This window comes from Hyphomonas sp. (assembly GCF_022844445.1).
Classification (GTDB): Bacteria; Pseudomonadota; Alphaproteobacteria; order Caulobacterales; family Hyphomonadaceae; genus Hyphomonas.
Genome location: NZ_JALHLS010000003.1, coordinates 123813 through 140699, shown reverse-complemented (window position 1 = coordinate 140699; position 16887 = coordinate 123813). Strand labels below are relative to the sequence as shown.

Annotated in this window: 17 protein-coding genes; 8 read left to right on the top strand and 9 right to left on the bottom strand. The window is 63.7% G+C overall.

What is annotated here, in order from left to right; translation table 11 throughout:
* The first annotated feature begins 86 nt into the window (after positions 1-86).
* The 7 genes from Q0C17_RS05315 to secF all read left to right on the top strand — a co-directional run bounded on the left by Q0C17_RS05315 (position 87) and on the right by secF (position 7019).
* Positions 87-1103 (top strand): NYN domain-containing protein, encoded by a 1017-nt coding sequence (locus Q0C17_RS05315; RefSeq protein ID WP_291202452.1) that lies wholly within the window; start codon positions 87-89, stop codon positions 1101-1103.
* Between the two features lie 85 nt (positions 1104-1188).
* The gene (gene serS, locus Q0C17_RS05310; protein ID WP_291202449.1) at positions 1189-2490 is read left to right on the top strand and encodes a serine--tRNA ligase; all 1302 of its coding nucleotides are present in this window, start codon (positions 1189-1191) and stop codon (positions 2488-2490) included.
* A complete protein-coding gene (surE, locus tag Q0C17_RS05305) occupies positions 2487-3248 on the top strand; it encodes a 5'/3'-nucleotidase SurE (RefSeq protein ID WP_291202446.1) in 762 nt (253 codons plus the stop codon). Before serS ends, surE begins: the two co-directional genes overlap by 4 nt.
* Complete coding sequence (locus Q0C17_RS05300; protein WP_291202443.1) at positions 3236-3889, top strand: protein-L-isoaspartate(D-aspartate) O-methyltransferase; 654 nt, start codon at positions 3236-3238, stop codon at positions 3887-3889. The genes surE and Q0C17_RS05300 overlap by 13 nt, the downstream gene beginning before the upstream one ends.
* 88 nt (positions 3890-3977) lie before the next feature.
* Positions 3978-4352, top strand: a complete 375-nt coding sequence (yajC, locus tag Q0C17_RS05295) for a preprotein translocase subunit YajC (protein WP_291202440.1) — start codon at positions 3978-3980, stop codon at positions 4350-4352.
* A gap of 44 nt (positions 4353-4396) precedes the next feature.
* Positions 4397-6004: a protein translocase subunit SecD gene (gene secD / locus Q0C17_RS05290; protein WP_291202437.1), complete on the top strand. Its 1608-nt coding sequence runs from the start codon at positions 4397-4399 to the stop codon at positions 6002-6004.
* A 22-nt stretch (positions 6005-6026) separates the two neighbouring features.
* Positions 6027-7019, top strand: coding sequence for a protein translocase subunit SecF (gene secF / locus Q0C17_RS05285; RefSeq protein ID WP_291202434.1), 993 nt, complete (start codon positions 6027-6029; stop codon positions 7017-7019).
* 18 nt (positions 7020-7037) lie between these two features.
* Here the strand turns inward: secF and ychF are convergent, their stop codons facing one another.
* Positions 7038-8135, bottom strand: coding sequence for a redox-regulated ATPase YchF (gene ychF / locus Q0C17_RS05280; RefSeq protein WP_291202432.1), 1098 nt, complete (start codon positions 8133-8135; stop codon positions 7038-7040).
* Between the two features lie 155 nt (positions 8136-8290).
* Here ychF and Q0C17_RS05275 point away from each other — a divergent pair, with 155 nt between their 5' ends.
* Complete coding sequence (locus tag Q0C17_RS05275; protein WP_291202429.1) at positions 8291-9238, top strand: toll/interleukin-1 receptor domain-containing protein; 948 nt, start codon at positions 8291-8293, stop codon at positions 9236-9238.
* Between the two features lie 75 nt (positions 9239-9313).
* On the opposite strand, the gene Q0C17_RS05270 is transcribed toward Q0C17_RS05275, so the two are convergent.
* From Q0C17_RS05270 to Q0C17_RS05235, 8 genes are all read right to left on the bottom strand, one after another.
* Complete coding sequence (locus tag Q0C17_RS05270) at positions 9314-9886, bottom strand: hypothetical protein (protein WP_291202426.1); 573 nt, start codon at positions 9884-9886, stop codon at positions 9314-9316.
* On the bottom strand, positions 9883-10434 hold the full coding sequence (locus Q0C17_RS05265) for a hypothetical protein (protein ID WP_291202422.1): 552 nt from the start codon (positions 10432-10434) through the stop codon (positions 9883-9885). The genes Q0C17_RS05270 and Q0C17_RS05265 overlap by 4 nt, the downstream gene beginning before the upstream one ends.
* 28 nt (positions 10435-10462) lie before the next feature.
* Entirely contained in the window at positions 10463-10699 is a 237-nt protein-coding gene (locus tag Q0C17_RS05260; protein WP_291062620.1) for a F0F1 ATP synthase subunit C, read from the bottom strand.
* A 122-nt stretch (positions 10700-10821) separates the two neighbouring features.
* Complete coding sequence (locus Q0C17_RS05255) at positions 10822-11598, bottom strand: F0F1 ATP synthase subunit A (protein ID WP_291202418.1); 777 nt, start codon at positions 11596-11598, stop codon at positions 10822-10824.
* Positions 11598-11942: an AtpZ/AtpI family protein gene (locus Q0C17_RS05250; RefSeq protein WP_291202415.1), complete on the bottom strand. Its 345-nt coding sequence runs from the start codon at positions 11940-11942 to the stop codon at positions 11598-11600. The genes Q0C17_RS05255 and Q0C17_RS05250 overlap by 1 nt, the downstream gene beginning before the upstream one ends.
* Before the next feature lie 146 nt (positions 11943-12088).
* Entirely contained in the window at positions 12089-15550 is a 3462-nt protein-coding gene (smc, locus tag Q0C17_RS05245) for a chromosome segregation protein SMC (RefSeq protein ID WP_291202412.1), read from the bottom strand.
* Positions 15551-15565: 15 nt separating this feature from the next.
* Positions 15566-16240, bottom strand: coding sequence for a thioredoxin domain-containing protein (locus Q0C17_RS05240; RefSeq protein WP_291202409.1), 675 nt, complete (start codon positions 16238-16240; stop codon positions 15566-15568).
* Positions 16241-16310: 70 nt separating this feature from the next.
* Positions 16311-16850 carry a DciA family protein gene (locus Q0C17_RS05235; RefSeq protein WP_291202406.1) on the bottom strand — a complete coding sequence of 180 codons (540 nt, stop codon included), beginning with the start codon at positions 16848-16850 and terminating at the stop codon, positions 16311-16313.
* Positions 16851-16887: the final 37 nt, after the last annotated feature.

Here is a 16887-nt window from a genome sequence, read left to right as displayed (position 1 = left end):
GCTGACGCCGGTTGCATTTTTCTTGCAGGTGTCGAAGGTGGGCGGCGGGTAATCAACCGACTCCCGAGAAGCGAGGAGCCTCCCGCGTGGCGCGCGTCAAAAGCGTTTTGCTGGTCGATTTCGACAACATCTACGGCGCGACCAGCGACGATGTGGTGAGCAGCCTGTCTAACTGGCTATTGTGGCTGGAGGATGGCGCCCTTTCGCACGGCCAGAAGCGGCGCAATTTCCTGCACAAGCGCGTCTACTGGAACCTGCAGTTCGACAAGTACCGGCCCGATTTTGAACGCGCAGGTTTCGAGGCGTTCAACTGCCGGGCACTGGCCAAGCGCAAGATCAGCGCGGGCAAGAGCTCCGCCGATATCGTGATCACGATGGACGCTGTCGAACTCGCGCTGCAGACGAAAAATCTCGACGAGATCATCGTGCTGACCACCGATTCCGATTTCGTGCCCGTGGTGAACCGCGTTCAGTCTCCCGGCCTGCGTGTGGTGACAGCCGGCAAAGAAACCGATCCGACCTACGAACTCTACAGCCAGCATGCCGACGCAGTGATCCATATCGCAGCCCTGAAGGCAGGCTTCACCTATCAGCGGGCGCCGCGCAAATGGTACCAGCTGCGCTCGCCGCCGCCGGTGATTGCGCCGCTGACCCTGCAACGCGAGCGCCAGTCCCCGCTGATGGGGCGCGTGCGCGCGGCCCTGACGACCGGAGAAAGCGTCCAGCCCGGCGTGGCGCCGGAACTGCAGCGCGCAGCTGAGATCGTTAAGGCGCTGGGAGAGCGGATGCCGGACCAGGTGCTGTCGAAGACCAAGATCGTCCGGGCGCTTACCGCGCTGACCGAATTCACACCCGCCTACGAGAACGGCATCCGCCCCTGGCTCGGCCACAAGAACTTCGCCGCCATGATGCGGCGGCTGGAGCAGATCCACCCGGCAATCCAGGTCAACAATCTCGGCAAAGGGCGGATCGAGGTGATCTACCGCGAGCCGGGCGCCGGCCCGCGCCTCATGCGGCCGGAACCACTCGGGGAGGGCCCAGTCCCCGTGAACGAAGACGAGGCCGCGCCCGGCCTGCCGGTGGGGCTTGGTTCACCCGCCTGAGTCTGGCCCGTCTGAGTGGACAGGAGGGGGCGGCGCGGATTAGAGCCTGTGCCAAGACTCCAGACCATCCAAGGCACTGATCCCCATGTTCGATATCCGCGCGATTCGCGAGACCCCTGACCTTTTCCGCAAGGCCTGGAACCGGCGCAAGCCCGGACTGGGGGACGCGACCGTCTCACGCATCCTCGAGCTGGATACAGCCTGGCGCGCCGCCACGACCGACAAGCAGGACGCCGAAAGCGCCCGCAACACGAACTCGAAACTGATCGGGCAGGCCAAGGCCAAGAAAGACGAGGCGGAAGCGGCGCGCCTGATGGCGCTGGTGGCTGACGCAAAGACGATCATCGAGGACGCCGGCAAGGCGGAAGACGGCGCGCGCAAGGCGCTCGACGACCTGCTGATGAGCCTGCCGAACCTGCCGCTGGACGAGGTTCCGGAAGGCGCAGACGAGCATGGCAACGTCGAGAAATCGCGCTGGGGAAAGCCGAACCTCATCAACAACCCCAAGGACCATGCGGACCTTGGTGAAGCGCTTAAAGTGCCGAGCGGCTTTTCCATGATGGACTTCGAAGCTGCAGCCCGCATGAGCGGCGCGCGCTTCGTGGCGCTGCGCGGTCAGCTCGCCCGGATGGAGCGCGCACTGGCGAACTTGATGCTGGATATTCAGACCACGGAGCATGGTTATCAGGAAACGAGTGTGCCGCTTCTGGTGCGCGATCAGGCGCTCGTGGGGACGGGGCAGCTGCCGAAGTTTGAAGAGGATTTGTTTCGCACGACGCTGGAGCATTTCCTCATCCCCACGTCCGAAGTCCCGCTCACCAATCTCGTGCGTGAGCAGATCCTCGAGGCGTCGCAGCTGCCGCTGCGCTTTACCGCGCATACGCCCTGCTTCCGCTCGGAAGCGGGCAGCGCGGGGCGCGATACGAAGGGCATGATCCGGCAGCACCAGTTCTACAAGGTCGAACTCGTTTCCATCGTCGCGGGCGAAGCCGAAGGGCTGGCCGAACTCGACCGGATGACGGCCTGCGCCGAGGAAGTGCTGAAGCGGCTTGAGCTGCCCTTCCGCCGCATGCTGCTCTGCACCGGCGACATGGGGGCAGGCGCGCGCAAGACCTATGACCTCGAAGTCTGGCTGCCCTCTCAGAACACCTACCGCGAAATCTCATCCTGCTCCTATTGCGGCGACTTCCAGGCCCGCCGAATGGACGCGCGCTTCCGCCCCGAACCTAAGGCGAAGACCGAGTTCGTCCACACGCTGAACGGCTCCGGCCTCGCCGTCGGCCGCACGCTGGTCGCGGTGCTGGAGAATTATCAGAACGCGGACGGCTCGATCCTGGTTCCGCAGGCACTTCGTCCTTACATGGGCGGCGTTGAGGTGATCCGGTGAGAATCCTCCTCACCAACGATGACGGTATCAATGCCCCCGGCCTGGCCGTGCTTGAGGAGATCGCCAAGCAGCTGTCGGACGACATTTGGATTGCCGCGCCCGAGGAGGAGCAATCCGGTAAGGGACGCGCGATTTCGCTGACCCAGCCCGTGCGTGTGCGGAAGGTCGGCGCCAAGGCATGGGCGATCGCGGGTACGCCTTCGGACGCCGTGTTGCTGGCTTGTAAAGACCTGATGCCGGAGCCGCCGGACCTTGTGCTCTCCGGCGTCAATCGAGGCCAGAACATCGCCGAGGATACGAGCTTTTCCGGCACCGTCGCCGCCGCCATGTTCGGAATGCAGATGGGTGTGCCGTCCATTGCGCTCAGCCAGGCGCAGAACTTCCGCGACCGCGGCTCACTGCCCTGGGAAACCGCCAAGGCCTGGGGCGCCCGCACGCTGCGCCCGCTCCTCGACATGGGCTGGCCGAAGGATGTGGTGATCAACGTCAACTTCCCGGATGTCGAGCCGGAGGACGTGCGCGGCGTCCAGATAACGCGGCAAGGCTTTCGCGACGAGACAATCATCCATACCGATCGCCGCGAAGACCTGCGCGGCAACGACTATTACTGGATCGGCTATCGGGGAAAACTTTCCAGGCCGGATGAAGGCACCGACCTGCGCGCCATTTACGAAGGCTTTGTGTCTGTCTCGCCGCTGCATGTGGACTTGACGCACGAGGCATTTCTGCGGACGCTGCAGACGTCATGGCCGGATTGATCGCTGACCCGTTTCGCGCGGCGCGTCTGCTGCTCCATCTCCGGCAGGAGGGCGTGACAGATGCGCGCGTCCTCACCGCCATGGAAACGATTGATCGGTCGGCTTTCGTTGACGATCCGGGCCTCGCGCCGCTCGCCTTCGAGGACTCGACGCTGCCCATCCCGTGCGGCCAGGTCATCCTCCGTCCGGCGATGACCGGTCAGCTGCTGCAAGCCCTCGCCTTGCCGGAAGATGGTTCGGCCCGTGTTCTGTTGGTCGGCTTTGGTGCGGGCTACATGACGGCGCTCGCAGCGAGCCTCTCCCGGCACGTGTATGCCATCGACCGCTACGCCCGGCTCGTGCGGGAGGGGCAGGTGCGGCTCGCGCGGCTGGGGATTGGCAACGTCATGCTCCGGCAGTCGGACGGGCTCGAAGGCTGGCCGGAGCAGGGGTTGTTTGACCGGATCGTGTTCGCCTGCGCCGTGCCGGAGGTGCCGGACCTCCTGTTCAGCCAGCTCGTTCAGGGCGGCCGGCTGACAGCGCCGGTGGCACGAGGGAACGAGCGGGCAATTGTTTCGGTTACCTTGGGCGGCGGGATCCTCAGAACGCCCTTTTTCCAGCAGGTTCCGGCCATCACGGAAGGTCGCGCCTCCGTGCTCTAAAGCCTGCAGGGGGCGTTTGCAAAGCCCGCCCCCCCTCGCTATACGCGAGACCACTTCCTACATATGGCTGGAATCAAGGAGAATGGGCATGCGGGACAAACTGGTTATGGCGGGCATTTCCGCCGCGCTGATGGCGGCTCCGGCGCTTGCCCAGGCCGCGCCTCCGGCTGCTGCCGGCCCCAGCCTGATCACCCAGCTCCTGTTTTTCCTGCCGCTGATCCTGATTTTCTATTTCCTGCTGATCCGCCCCCAGCAGCAGCGCGCCAAGAAGCACGCCGAAATGGTCGCAAACATAAAGCGCGGCGACACGATCGTCACATCGGGCGGCCTGATCGGCAAGGTCAACAAGGTCAACGACGCCGAACTGTCCGTGGACCTCGCGGAAAACGTGCGCGTACGCATCATCAAAGCGATGGTGATCGAAGTGCGCAACAAGGCCGAACCCGTCCCCGCCAACGACTGACGGCCCCGGCCGAACGTTGAGTCGGCCCATATCAGGATAGCGCTATGCTGCAGTTTCCGCCGTGGAAAGTCCTTCTTGTACTTGGCATCATCATCTGGGGAACGCTGATTGCGCTGCCGAGCGCCGTAAACATGTCGGGGGCGCCCTCGTGGCTTCCCAAGAAGCCGGTAAACCTTGGGCTCGACTTGCGCGGCGGGGTCTACCTCGAAATGGAAATTCGGCCCGAGGAAGTCATACAGGGCCGGCTGGATGTGTTTGCGCGCGATGTGCGCAGCGCGCTGCAACGCACAGATTCTGCGCCGCTGATTCCGCACGAGATCGAGATCACCGGCCGGCGGATGGCGGTGAAGCTGATGAAGCCGGAAGCCGACGGTAGTTATCCGGCCGCCGCCGCCATCGCGCGGATTGAACGCGTCAACGGACCGCTGGAGGGCGGGCTCGCCGGGGGCAAGACGTATCTGGTCTCCCAGACGAGCCCCGATACCATTACTATCACCGTCCCCGCGAACTCCGAGAACCTGATGGTGGCCGATGCGCTCGCCAAGACCGAAACCATCGTCAGCCGGCGTGTTGACCCCGATGGCGTGGCAGAGATTTCGCTGACACCTTCCGGATCGAACCGGCTGATCCTGGAAGCGCCCGGCGAACCTGATCCGCTGCGCCTGAAGGATCTTCTCAACCGTGACGGCCGGATGACCTTCAACCTCGTCGAGGACAGCCCCTCAGCCATCCAAGCAGCCGAACGCGGCGTCGTGAAGCCCGGCTACCGCCTGTTGTCGGGCCCGACGACCGGGCCGCTTCTGGTGCGCTCCATCCCCGAAATCGTCGGCCAGGATATCGCCAATGCCAGTCAGGGCAACGATGATGCCAACCGGCCGCAGATCAATTTCCGCCTCACCGGCAACGGCGCCCGAAAGTTCTTCGAGACTACGCGCGCAAACACCGGCAAGCGTTTCGCTATCATCCTCGACGACGTAATCATGTCGGCGCCGAACATCCAGGAGCCGATCCCCGGGGGCAACGTCCGGATCACGGGTGATTTCACCATTGAGGAGGCGCAGGATCTTGCTGCCATCATCTCGGCAGGTGAAATGCCGGCGAAGGTGCAGTTCCTTGATCAGCGCGTTGTGTCGTCCACGCTCGGGGAAGATTCGATTGCAGCCGGCTTCATGGCCTCCATCGTCGGCCTCCTTCTGGTCGGCACACTGATGGTTCTGGCCTATGGCATTCAGGGATTCTTCGCGGTCATCTCGCTGACCTTCAACATTATCCTGGTGTTTACGTGCCTTGTCCTTTTCAACGCGACACTGACGCTCCCGGGGATCGCGGGTATCGTGTTGACGATGGGTATGTCGGTGGATGCGAACGTGCTCGTTTTCGAGCGGATACGCGAGGAACAGCGTGCGGGCAGATCGGCCTGGACAGCGGTGCAAGCCGGCTACGAGCGGGCGTTTGTTACGATCATGGACGCCAACATCACACTCCTCTTCTCAGCTGTGGTTCTTTATCTGATGGGATCTGGGCCGGTGAAAGGTTTCGCCGTGACGTTGGCGCTCGGCAACATCGTCTCCGTCTTCACATCGGTGGTCGTCACCTGCATGCTGACAGTGTTCTGGATGAAACTCACCAAACCCAAGCGGTTTGCAATTTGACCCGGCCCGAGGAGACGCAACCATGCTGATCAAATACTGGCCGGCGGAACTCAACATTCCGTTCATGAAGTTCAACGTCATCGGTGTCAGCCTGTCAGTGCTGATGATCGTCGGGTCAATCTTTCTTCTCGCAACGCGCGGCCTGAATGCTGGTGTCGATTTCGCGGGCGGATCGGTCATCGAACTTTCGGAAACGGAAACCGTCACCGTTGCGCAAGTGCGCGACAAGATCGGTGGTGGCCTCACTGTCAACTCGGCCACCGGCAGTGATGGCAAGCGTCTTGTCGTGATCCGTTTCGGTGAACTCGATGAAAGTCTGCTCGGCCCCGAATTCGCAGCGCTCCCCGACGAAGAAAAGGAAGCTCGCGCGTCCAGTGTTTCGAACGCGTACATTGTCAACGAACTGAAGCGTACGTTCAATCTGACGGACCAGCAGATCCTGCGCAACGACTCCGTCGGCCCGAAAGTGTCAGGGGAGCTTCTCTGGGAAAGCCTCATCGCGCTCGGCGTGGCCACGTTGTTCATGCTGTTCTACATCGCGTTCCGCTACAGCTGGTCATATGCGGTCGGCGGTATCGCCGCCCTGTTGCACGATACGATTGGCACGCTCGGCCTCTTCTCGCTCCTGCAGATCGAGTTTGACCTTACGACAGTTGCCGCACTTCTCACCATCATCGGATACTCGATGAACGACAGCGTCGTGGTGTTCGATCGGATGCGGGAAGTGCGCCGGAAATACAAACAGATGCCAGGCGCCGAGGTGATCAATCTTGCCACCAACCAGACCCTCTCGCGTACGTTCCTGACAGCGGGCGCGGTATTCATCGCAGTTCTGGCGCTGCTTTTCTTTGGAGGACCTGTCCTTCAGGGCATGGCTGTCGCGATGGTTTGGGGCATTTTCATCGGAACGTACTCATCCATCTTCTTCGCATCGGCGATCGTGCTCGCTCTGGGCACCGAAGTGAACAAGCCGAGCGACGAGATAGACACCCCAGGCTTCCAGGGTGTTTCCTGACGCGCGGGCCCCAGCCCGTCAGACGTTGAAGCGAAAGAGCATCACGTCGCCGTCCTGGACGATGTATTCCTTGCCTTCGGAGCGCATCTTGCCGTTGTCCTTGGCGCCGACTTCGCCGCCGAAGGCGATGTAGTCGTCGAAGGCGATGGTTTCTGCGCGGATGAAACCCTTTTCAAAATCGCCGTGGATAACGCCGGCAGCCTTTGGAGCGCTCCAGCCCTTGCGGATCGTCCAGGCGCGGGCCTCTTTCGGGCCAGCGGTGAAATAGGTCTGCAGGCCGAGCAGCTGGTACCCCGCCTGGATAAGGCGCGTCAGACCTGGCTCGGAGAGGCCGAGCGAGGCGAGATATTCCGCACGGTCCGCGCCGTCGAGCAGGGCAAGTTCACTTTCGATCTGGGCCGAGAACACGACGCAGCCCGCGCCCTCTATCCTCGCGCGCTCTTCCACCAGTTTCGAGTACGCATTGCCGGTCGCCGCGCTTGCTTCGTCGACGTTTGCCACAAACAGCACGGGCTTCGATGTCAGCAATTGCAGCATCTGCCAGGCCTTCATGTCATCCGCGGGCACCTTGGCCTTGCGGGCGGGGCGGCCCTCGGTCAGCTCGGCCAGCGCCAGGTCGATCAGCGCCACCTGCGCCTTCGCATCCTTGTCGCCCGAGTTTGCCTTCTTGATCACACCGGCCTTGCGCTTCTCGAGGCTGTCGAGGTCGGCGAGCATCAGTTCGGTCTCGACGACTTCAAAGTCTGCCACCGGATCGACCTTTCCGCGCACATGCGTGATGTCGTCATTGTCGAAGCAGCGCAGCACATAGATGATCGCGTCGGTCTCGCGTATGTTGGCAAGGAACTTGTTGCCGAGGCCCTCGCCCTGGCTCGCGCCCTCGACGAGACCCGCGATGTCCACGAAGTTCATACGCGCGGGGACGATCTCCTTCGACCCGGCGATCTTGGCCAGCGCGTCAAGGCGCGGCTCCGGTACGGCGACCTCGCCGACATTGGGCTCGATGGTACAAAACGGGTAGTTCGCGGCCTGGGCAGCGGCCGTCTGGGTTAATGCGTTGAAGAGGGTAGACTTGCCGACATTCGGCAGACCCACGATTCCACACTTGAAGCCCATGACGCCTTGTACTCCGGATTAGCTGAAGGCGCGCAATACCGCCTTTTCCCCGCCAAAAACAGGCACAAAAATCGCTTCGCAGCTTAAATGGCTGGCTTGGCCAGCCCCCGGGGGTATTCTCCCGTGGTTAACCGTATCAGAAGGGTACACGCCCCATGAGTTATGACGTCTTCCTGGTGTCTGCAGTCGAGGACCGGGACACCGCCAAACTGGTGGCGCGGCGCCTGCGGACCCTGAAGTTCAAGGTCTGGCTGGACCAGAAGCAGGAGGATGAAACCTTCGATGCAAAGGATGCGCGCGATGCGATGAACTCGCAGTCGATGCTTGTCCTCTGGTCAGCCAGCGCCGTCAGAAGCGACTGGGTTCGCGCGGCCGCGGCGGTCGGCAATTCGCGCGCCGGCACGCTGATCGAAGCTGCCCTCGACAAGACAATCCCCTACGAGCCGTTCCGTACCCACAAGCGTTACACACTCGACGGCATGACCTCGCGCAAAACGCCGCCGGCCTTCGCTGACCTGATCGACGAGCTCGGCCGCCGCCAGGGGCGCAGTGACCTGCGCGAATGGAACAGTTTCGGCGCGCAGGACGAGGACAAGCGACTCGATTGGCTCGCCGCACATCCGAACGACCCGCTTGCGCTCGACGCTAAGAAGAAGCGCGAGAAGGATCTCGGTATCAAGCCAGCGCCGGCCCGCGAAGCAATCGGTGCTGCGGCGCTCGCAGCCGCCTCGCTGCGCGGGGTGCCCTCCGCTGTGCCGCCTGCTGCCAACGTGCTCAGTCCGGCGCGCACCAATGGCGCGACGCCGCTCGCTTCCAATGGCGCCATTGCCTCCCAAACGCTGGCGGAAGAAGCGCTCGGTTTCGGCACGATGCTGGCCGTGGGCGTCGCCATCGCGGCCATGCTGATCCTCGCCTGGGTATTCCGCTCGCAGCCCGCAACGACGGTTCCGGGCGCCTTGCCAGCTATTGCCAATGCGGCAATTCCTGCAGGCTGCCCGGCAGGCACTGTCCCGCGTTCGATGCTGCGTGTGATGGAGCCCGGTCCCATCACCGACGATACACAGCCGCAGATCATCGACGACACGCCAGGTCAGCCTGACTGATCCTCCGCCCACGGACAATGAAAAAAGCCGCCGGAAAACCGGCGGCTTTTCTGTTGGTGTAAGTGCGTGTGAAGATTACTTCAGCGCTTTTTCGATCTCGCGGGCGGCCGCCTCGAACTGGTCGACCCCGGTCTGACTGGCCATCACGCGGCGGGCCGCTTCGGTCGCCGCATCGGCGGCCGCACGGCGCACTTCGCTGGCGGCCTCCGCTTCAGCGCGGGCGATCCGGGCCGTGGCCTGCGCTTCGCGGCGGGCGATCTTGTCGGCGAGGTCCTTCTTGGCTTCCTCAAGGAAGGCCTTCGCATCCCGCTTGGCCTGCTCGACGATCGCTTCGGCTTCCTTGTCGGCGTCCTGCTGGCGGCGCTCGGCCAGGGCAAGCGCTTCGGCGGCCTGCTCGCGCAGGTTTGCCGCTTCCTCGAGTTCCTTTTTGATCGCATCGGCGCGGCTGTCGAGGCTGCCCAGGACGGCCTTGAACGCGCCCAGACGCCAGACAATGACGAAGAAGATGAGGACGCCGAGGAAGACAAGGTGGGTCACCGGGTCTGTGAACGGCGTCAGCAGCGTTTCTTCACCATACTCTGCCGAAGCCGCAAGGGCTGCCGGTGCCGTTAAGGCTGCGGTGAGCGAAGCAAGCGCGAAGCGTGTCATGCGCGTTTCTCCAGTGCCGTCGTGACGGCCTTCTTGAGGTCCGCTTTAGAAGCCTTCACGCCGAAACGCGAGATCATCGCGTCTGCGGTGTCGATGGCGATCTGTTCGACATTCTGCATCGCGTCCGCGCGCAGCTTCGCAATGCGGCCTTCGGCGGTCTCGAGCTTGCGGGCAAGGTCGGCATCAACCCGCGCGGTTTCGGTCGCGAGTTCCGCTTCCGTCTTCTCACGGGCCTTGTCTGCCGTGTCACGGGCTTTCGACCGGGCCTGGGCCAGGCGAAGTTCAAGCGCTTTCTGCGCTTCAACCGACTGGTTGTTCAGGCGGGCGGCCTCATCGAGGTCCGACGCGATACGGTTCGAGCGCTTCTCCAGCGTATCGCTGAGTTTCGGAAGGATGAAGCGCGACAGGGCGAAGTACAGCCCGAGGAAGAAGATCGCGAGCCAGAACAGCTGCGAGGCATACCACGTCGGATCGAACGCCGGGAAGGGCGCCTTGACGGCCTCGCCGCCATGGGCAGCGGTCTCTGCGAGAAATGCCAGCAAGCTCATGGCGTGCCCAGCTCCTTACCTGTCGCTCTTAGGCGGCGAACAGGATCAGCATCGAGATAACGAACGCGAAGAGGCCAAGGGCTTCTGCGAGCGCCATACCGAGGAAAAGGTTGCCCGACTGCTGCGGAGCGGCCGAGGGGTTGCGCATCGCGGCATCGAGGAACGAGCCGAAGATGTTGCCCACGCCGATTGCGGCGCCGATCATGCCGAGCGTGGCGAGGCCAGCGCCGACGTACCGCAGACCTTCGGTGATATTGCCTTCCATGGGGGATCTCCTGTTGGAATTGGTTGGATCTTGTTGATATGGCGCCCCTCAAGCGTGTTCCGCTGGAACCGTCAAGGGGCAGGACTTGGTGCGTTTGGACGCACCGGTGGATAGGTCTCCCGTCAGTGGTGCGGGTGGATGGCGTCTTTGAGGTAGACGCAGGTCAGAAGGGCGAAAACATAGGCCTGCAGGAATGCCACAAGGAATTCGAGCGCGGTGATCGGGATCAGCAGCAAGTACGGCACCCAGGAGGCCCAGGCGAGGCCGGCGCCGGCCAGCATAACCACGAAGATCGCCAGCAGTTTCAGCATGATGTGGCCGGCCAGCATATTGGCGAACAGACGCATGCCGAGAGTGATCGGGCGGGCCAGGAAGGAGATGATTTCGATCGGGACCAGGAAGAACATGACCGGCAGCGGTACGCCGTGCGGGGCGAAGAGACCGAAGAAGCCGAGGCCGTTCTTATAGATGCCGTAGCCGACCACGATCAGGATCACCACGACCGCCAGTGCGCCGGTCACGGCGATGTGGCTGGTGGTGGTGAAGGCGTATGGGAACATGCCGACCATGTTCGCGCCGAGAATGAAGAAGAACAGCGTGAAGACGAACGGGAAGAACTTCAGGCCTTCTTCGCCCGCAGTCGAACGCACCATGTCGGCGATGAAGCCGTAAGACAGCTCGCCCAGCGACTGGATGCGGTTCGGGATCAGGCCGCCGCGCGAGGCCGCCACGCCGAGGAAGGCGAGGACCAGGCCGGTTGAGACCAGCATCCAGAAGCTCGAATTGGTGAAGGACAGGTTGTAGCCGCCCGCCGTCCACTCCAGCAGCGGGAAGATCTTGAACTGGTGAATCGGGTCCGTCGCGATGGTCGGAAGGAAACCGTGGATGGGGAGGTTCATCAGGTGATCTCGTCTGGCGGTTTGGGCGTTTCTGCCGATTTCTGTGCGTCTTCGGACAGCTGTTTGGCCGCCCGTAGGAGGTTGCGGATACCCGCCACCATGCCAAATCCCATCATCACGAGCAGGCCCCAGGGCGAGGTCTTCGCGAAATGGTCAATCAGCAGGCCCAGTCCGACACCTACGACAACCGTGCCAACAAGTTCGGAGCTGTAGCGCAAGGCCATGCCCGTGGGTGTGTTGACACTGCTTTTCCGTTGGCGTTCGGCCCGGTTCGTCCGCTCATCCCGTACAGCTTTTGCCTTCGCGATGCGGTCGGATAGATCCGAGGGATCAGGTCCGGGCATCAGAAGGCTCCTGCCAACGACAGAGGGACGACGTGCACCACCCCTTGAAATTTCGCGCAAACTATGAGGGGCACCTTGCCAAGTCAACGGGATTTCCCGTAAGTGATATCCTTGTTTTTATTGAATAAACGGTAAGTCCGACTGCGCTACTCCGCCGCAACGAGCCGCTCGGCGGCGGCAAGGTCCACGGAAACCAGTTTTGAGACACCCTTTTCGCGCATCGTGACCCCGAAAAGCCGGTCCATCCGGCTCATCGTGACCGGATTATGGGTGATTACGACGAATCGGGTGTCCGTGCGCTGGCGCATTTCGTTCAGCATGTTGCAGAACCGGTCGACGTTGGCGTCATCGAGCGGCGCGTCCACCTCGTCCAGCACGCAGATCGGCGCCGGGCGCGACAGGAACACCGCGAAGATCAGGGCGGAGGCGGTCAGCGCCTGCTCGCCGCCGGACATCAGGTTCAACGTGCCGAGCTTCTTGCCGGGCGGCTGGGCGAAGATCTCGAGACCGGCATTCAACGGGTCTTCGGCGTCGACAAGGCGTAGCTCTGCCTGGCCGCCGCCGAACAGGGCGATGAACAGCGCCTTGAAGTGGGTGTTCACCGCGTCGAACGCTTCGACAAGGCGCTGGCGCCCCTCGACGTTCAGGGCTTCAACGCCCTCGCGCAGCTTCGCGATGGCGGCGGTCAGATCGTCGCGTTCGGCAATCTGGGTGCCGAGGCGTGATTCGAGTTCCTCGGCCTCTTCCTCGGCATTCATGTTCACGCCGCCCAGCTGATCGCGCTCCCGCCGAAGGCTATCAAGCCGCGATTCGGCCTCGCGAGGTGTGAACGCGCCGAGCGTCTCCTCGTCGAGCCCTGCTTCGGCAATCGCCAGCAAGCCTTCCGGTGTGCGCTGGAAGGCGTTGCGGGCATGTTCGATGCTTTCAGCGAGCTTCGCTTCAGCGTTCTCAAGCTTCACGCGCCAGGCGGCGAGTTGCTCGCGCGCCTCGGCGGCGGCGGTCGCGGCCCGGCGGGCGGCAGCATCTGCTTCGCGGATCGCGGCTTCCTTGCGGGCGAGGGCATCAGCCGCGGCCTGGCGCTCGGCTTCCAGCGTCGCGGTTTCAGAGGCGAGGCCGTCGATCTCGGCCCGCAGGGCTTCCGGGCGTTCCCGCGAGGTCTGCACTGAGGCGGCTACATCGGCGCGCCGATCGCTGACCTGCGCAAGGCGTTCCTCGGCAGAAGCAAGGCGTGTCGTCCAGGCTTCGACATCGCGAACGAGGGCTGCGCGGCGGGCAGCAGCCTGCTCGCGTCCGCGCAAAAGGTCAGCCAGCTGACCGCGCGCTTCCGTTTCGGCGGCGCGGGCCGTGTTAAGGCGTGCGCGGGCCGCCGCGAGTTCAGCTTCCAGCGCCGCATCTTCCTCGGTGCTGCCTCCCGGCGCTGCAAGGGCCAGCATTTCGACGATAGACGACAGGTCCGCTTCGGCGCGCGTCAGCGCCTCGGTGCCGGCTTCGCGCTTCATCATCGTCCGCTCGTTCGCCTGCGTTGCCTCGATGGCGGCAGCGCGCGCATCAGTCAGCGTGCGCTGGGCCGGGGCGATAAACTGGCGCAGGTGGCGCAGGTTCTCTTCCGCCGCGAGGCGCGCCTTGCGGGCGGCATCTAGATTGGCGGCGAGTTCGGCGCGCTCGTGCTGGCGAGAGACAAGTTCGGCCTGGGCGGCCTCGATCCGCGCCTTCTGCTCGAGGCGTGCGGCGGCACTGATAGGGGCATCCGGTGTGCGGACAAAACCATCCCAGCGCCAGAGATGCCCTTCGCGCGAGACGAGCCGCTGGCCGGGCTTGAGGCTGGTGAACAGGCGCGCGCCGTCACCGGGCGTGACGAGTCCGCACTGCGAGAGCCGGGCGGCGAGTTCGCCCGGCGCGTCCACGAGCTGCGTCAGTGGCTGCACACCCTCGGGCAGGGCCTGCGCGGTCAGTGCCGCGCCACTCCAGAACACGGCCGTGCTGCGGTCTGTGGAGGCCTCGATATCATCGCCCAGAGCCGCCGCGATGGCTTTCTCGTAGCCGTCGCGAGGCTTCAGACTGTCGAGCACCGGCGGAGAGGCCGACGGATCCGACCGGCGCATCAGGCGGGTCAGGCCCGCGATTTCGGCTTCCAGCGAGCGCACGGCATGGTTCGCCGCATCGAATGGCGGCTGCGCTTCGCCCTCGGCCACGCGGGCGCGTGCAAGCTCCACTTCCGCAAGTTCGACCGCGCGCTCGGCATCGCCCAGCGCGATCTCACCTTCGGCCTCGGCATTCTTGGCCTGACGCAGGCGCAGCAGGTTGATGCCGGCATCTTCCAGGCCGGTCATCTCGCTGCGCAGACGGGCAATGTCCGCCGTCAGCTGATCCCTGCGCCGTGATTGCGCAGCGGCGGTTTCCTCCGCGGCCCGCCGGCGCGCGCGCAGTTCAGACAGGCGCTGTTGCGCCTCATCTGCGGCGCGTTCGGCATCGCCGAGGCGGTCACGTGCCGTCTCCAGCGCCGCGCGGGTTTCTTCATCCAGACGGACAGACAGCGCCGCATCTTCTTCCGGGAGGGCAGACAATTCTTCCTGGGCCTGTGCCAGCGCAGCGGCGGCTTCTTCGCGCGTGGTGGTCTCGCGGTTGAAGTCGATCGACAGGCGCAGCGATTCGGCTTCGAGGCGCGCATGCGAATCGGCGGCAATGCGGCGCTCGGTTTCCAGTTTTGCCAGCGTGATCCGCGCCGTGCCGAGCCGCGCAGCCGCGCTCATCTCGGCATCGCGCAGCGGCGCCAAACCTTCGCCGGCCTCAATGCGTTCCTTCTCCCGCATCGCATCTTCGCGGGAGAGGTCCTCGACCTCCCGCTTGAGCGTTTCGAGACTGGTGCGCGCGGTTTGCGCCGTTACCCGCGCTTCGACCCAGCGCAGGTGCGCGACCAGCGCATCGAGCGCCTGGATCTCCTCGGTCAGCTTGCGATAGCGGCGTGCCTTGGCGGCCTGCCGTTTCAGACTGGCGAGCTGGCGTTCAACTTCCGCGGAGACTTCCGACAGGCGCTGAAGGTTCGCCTCGGCGCCGTCGAGCTTAAGCTCCGCTTCGTGACGGCGGCTGTTGAGGCCCGCTATGCCAGCGGCCTCTTCTAGGATGCGGCGCCGGTTCTGGGGCTTTGAGCCGATCAGCTCCGAAATCTGTCCCTGCCGCACAAGGGCTGGGGAGTTTGCGCCGGTAGACGCATCCGCGAACAGCAGCTGGATGTCCTTGCCGCGCACCGTTCGGCCGTTGATCCGGTAGCTGGAGCCCGCGCCCCGGCGCAGCTTGCGTTCGATCTCGAGCTGGTCCGAACCGTTGAACTCCGGCGGTGCGGTGCGTTTGGAATTGTCGAGAACGAGGATAACTTCCGCGGTCTCGCGGGCCGGGCGACCTTCGGCGCCGTTGAAGATCAGGTCATCCATCTCGCCGCCGCGCATGGCCTTGGCGGAGTTTGCCCCCATCGCCCAGCGCAGGGCTTCCAGCAGGTTGGACTTGCCGCAGCCATTCGGCCCGACAATGCCCGTCAGCCCCGGTTCAACCGGAACAGTCTGCGGGTCTACGAACGACTTGAAGCCGGCAATGCGGAGTTCAGTGATCTGCATGCCGGACCCTCATTGCTACTGCACGCCCTTCTCGGCGAGCAGGAGGTCAAGTTGCTTCGAGAAGCCGTCAGCCGTGCGCCAGTCACCCTCGAAATTGCGGACTTTGCCGTCCACCACGAAGGTTGGCGTGCCGCTTACGTTGTACTGTTCGGCCGAGGCATAAACGTCGGCCAGGGCATTGCGGATGTCGGCATTGGAGAGGCAGGCGTCCAGCGCCTCCATGTCCGCGATGCCATACTGCTGACCGATGGTCAGCAGCGCTGTCTTGGCGGCGCTGGCCTGGGCGGCCTGAATCACACCTTCCTGACGCTCGAACAAGTCGTCGATCACATCGAAATAGCTCGCCGGGTCTACGCAGCGCGCCATCGAATAGGCGGCGATGTCGATCTGGTTCAGCGGGTATTCGCGGTAGACGAACTTCACCTTGCCAGTCGCGATATACTTTTCCTCGATCGTTGGTCGCACTTCGTCATGCCAGTATTTGCAGGCGCCGCAGGTGGGCGAGGCATACTCGATCAGCGTGATCGGCGCATTGGGATCGCCCTTCACATGGCCAAGTTCGCCGGTTTCGGTGGTCGCCGCGCCGCCCGCAGGCTTGGGGGTAGTGGCGCCATCACTGGCTGCGCCGCAGGCAACGACTGCCAGTACGGGAAGAGCCAGAAGGGCCAAACGCCGGGAAAAAGATGCCATGGTCATGAGCCTCGCGTTAAGGAATGAGTCGCACCGGTTGCCAAATGGTTAAAAAATCTGGCCCGGCTGTTTACCGGTCTGCCGTTAGCACAGCCTTGCCCAGCGCAACAATTGCCGCTCGCAGGCGCGGGTTTTCAATTTCCTTTGCGCCCGCATCGAGCAAAGCGGCTTCTTCTGGTGTCAGGGGGCGTGTCCTGGGCCGGTAGGCCACGGTCTCTGCGCCGCGCTGGATGGGGCCCTGCACGATGCGAATGGCCGTGATGTCGCCGCCCGCGGCCACGGAAACGCGCTGTCGGATGGTCTCCGACTGGTGCTGCACCAGCGGCGCGGCCTGCGGAATCACCCGAAGCGTCAGGATGCGGCCATCCTTGGAAGCGCTGAGTTTCTCCGGATGGGAAAACTTGTAGAGCTGTTCGCCCGCAATTTCCTTCCAGCGGGCCTGCAGCAGCTTCAGCGGTGGCAGCCTGGCCGCGCCGGATTTTCGGTTCACCCGGTCAGCCGAGATCGCCACAGCCTTCATCGGCGGACGCAGCGCGCGTGCCCGCGTATAGCGCAGCTTCACCAGGGCGCGGGCTTCTTCTAGCGGATCGAGGGTTGATCTTGTGACCATGTTCGCAAATCTGCACGGCTTCTAAGGCGAGGAAAAG

What these genes read in the sequence shown, in the direction of transcription:
- Q0C17_RS05275 (WP_291202429.1), top strand. Translation starts at nt 8,291, where the DNA reads ATGAGTTATGACGTCTTCCTGGTGTCTGCAGTCGAGGACCGGGACACC.
- Q0C17_RS05265 (WP_291202422.1), bottom strand. Translation starts at nt 10,434, where the DNA reads ATGAGCTTGCTGGCATTTCTCGCAGAGACCGCTGCCCATGGCGGCGAG.
- ychF (WP_291202432.1), bottom strand. Translation starts at nt 8,135, where the DNA reads ATGGGCTTCAAGTGTGGAATCGTGGGTCTGCCGAATGTCGGCAAGTCT.
- secF (WP_291202434.1), top strand. Translation starts at nt 6,027, where the DNA reads ATGCTGATCAAATACTGGCCGGCGGAACTCAACATTCCGTTCATGAAG.
- Q0C17_RS05235 (WP_291202406.1), bottom strand. Translation starts at nt 16,850, where the DNA reads ATGGTCACAAGATCAACCCTCGATCCGCTAGAAGAAGCCCGCGCCCTG.
- Q0C17_RS05300 (WP_291202443.1), top strand. Translation starts at nt 3,236, where the DNA reads ATGGCCGGATTGATCGCTGACCCGTTTCGCGCGGCGCGTCTGCTGCTC.
- yajC (WP_291202440.1), top strand. Translation starts at nt 3,978, where the DNA reads ATGCGGGACAAACTGGTTATGGCGGGCATTTCCGCCGCGCTGATGGCG.
- Q0C17_RS05240 (WP_291202409.1), bottom strand. Translation starts at nt 16,240, where the DNA reads ATGGCATCTTTTTCCCGGCGTTTGGCCCTTCTGGCTCTTCCCGTACTG.
- Q0C17_RS05250 (WP_291202415.1), bottom strand. Translation starts at nt 11,942, where the DNA reads ATGCCCGGACCTGATCCCTCGGATCTATCCGACCGCATCGCGAAGGCA.
- Q0C17_RS05260 (WP_291062620.1), bottom strand. Translation starts at nt 10,699, where the DNA reads ATGGAAGGCAATATCACCGAAGGTCTGCGGTACGTCGGCGCTGGCCTC.
- smc (WP_291202412.1), bottom strand. Translation starts at nt 15,550, where the DNA reads ATGCAGATCACTGAACTCCGCATTGCCGGCTTCAAGTCGTTCGTAGAC.
- Q0C17_RS05255 (WP_291202418.1), bottom strand. Translation starts at nt 11,598, where the DNA reads ATGAACCTCCCCATCCACGGTTTCCTTCCGACCATCGCGACGGACCCG.
- Q0C17_RS05270 (WP_291202426.1), bottom strand. Translation starts at nt 9,886, where the DNA reads ATGACACGCTTCGCGCTTGCTTCGCTCACCGCAGCCTTAACGGCACCG.
- serS (WP_291202449.1), top strand. Translation starts at nt 1,189, where the DNA reads ATGTTCGATATCCGCGCGATTCGCGAGACCCCTGACCTTTTCCGCAAG.
- secD (WP_291202437.1), top strand. Translation starts at nt 4,397, where the DNA reads ATGCTGCAGTTTCCGCCGTGGAAAGTCCTTCTTGTACTTGGCATCATC.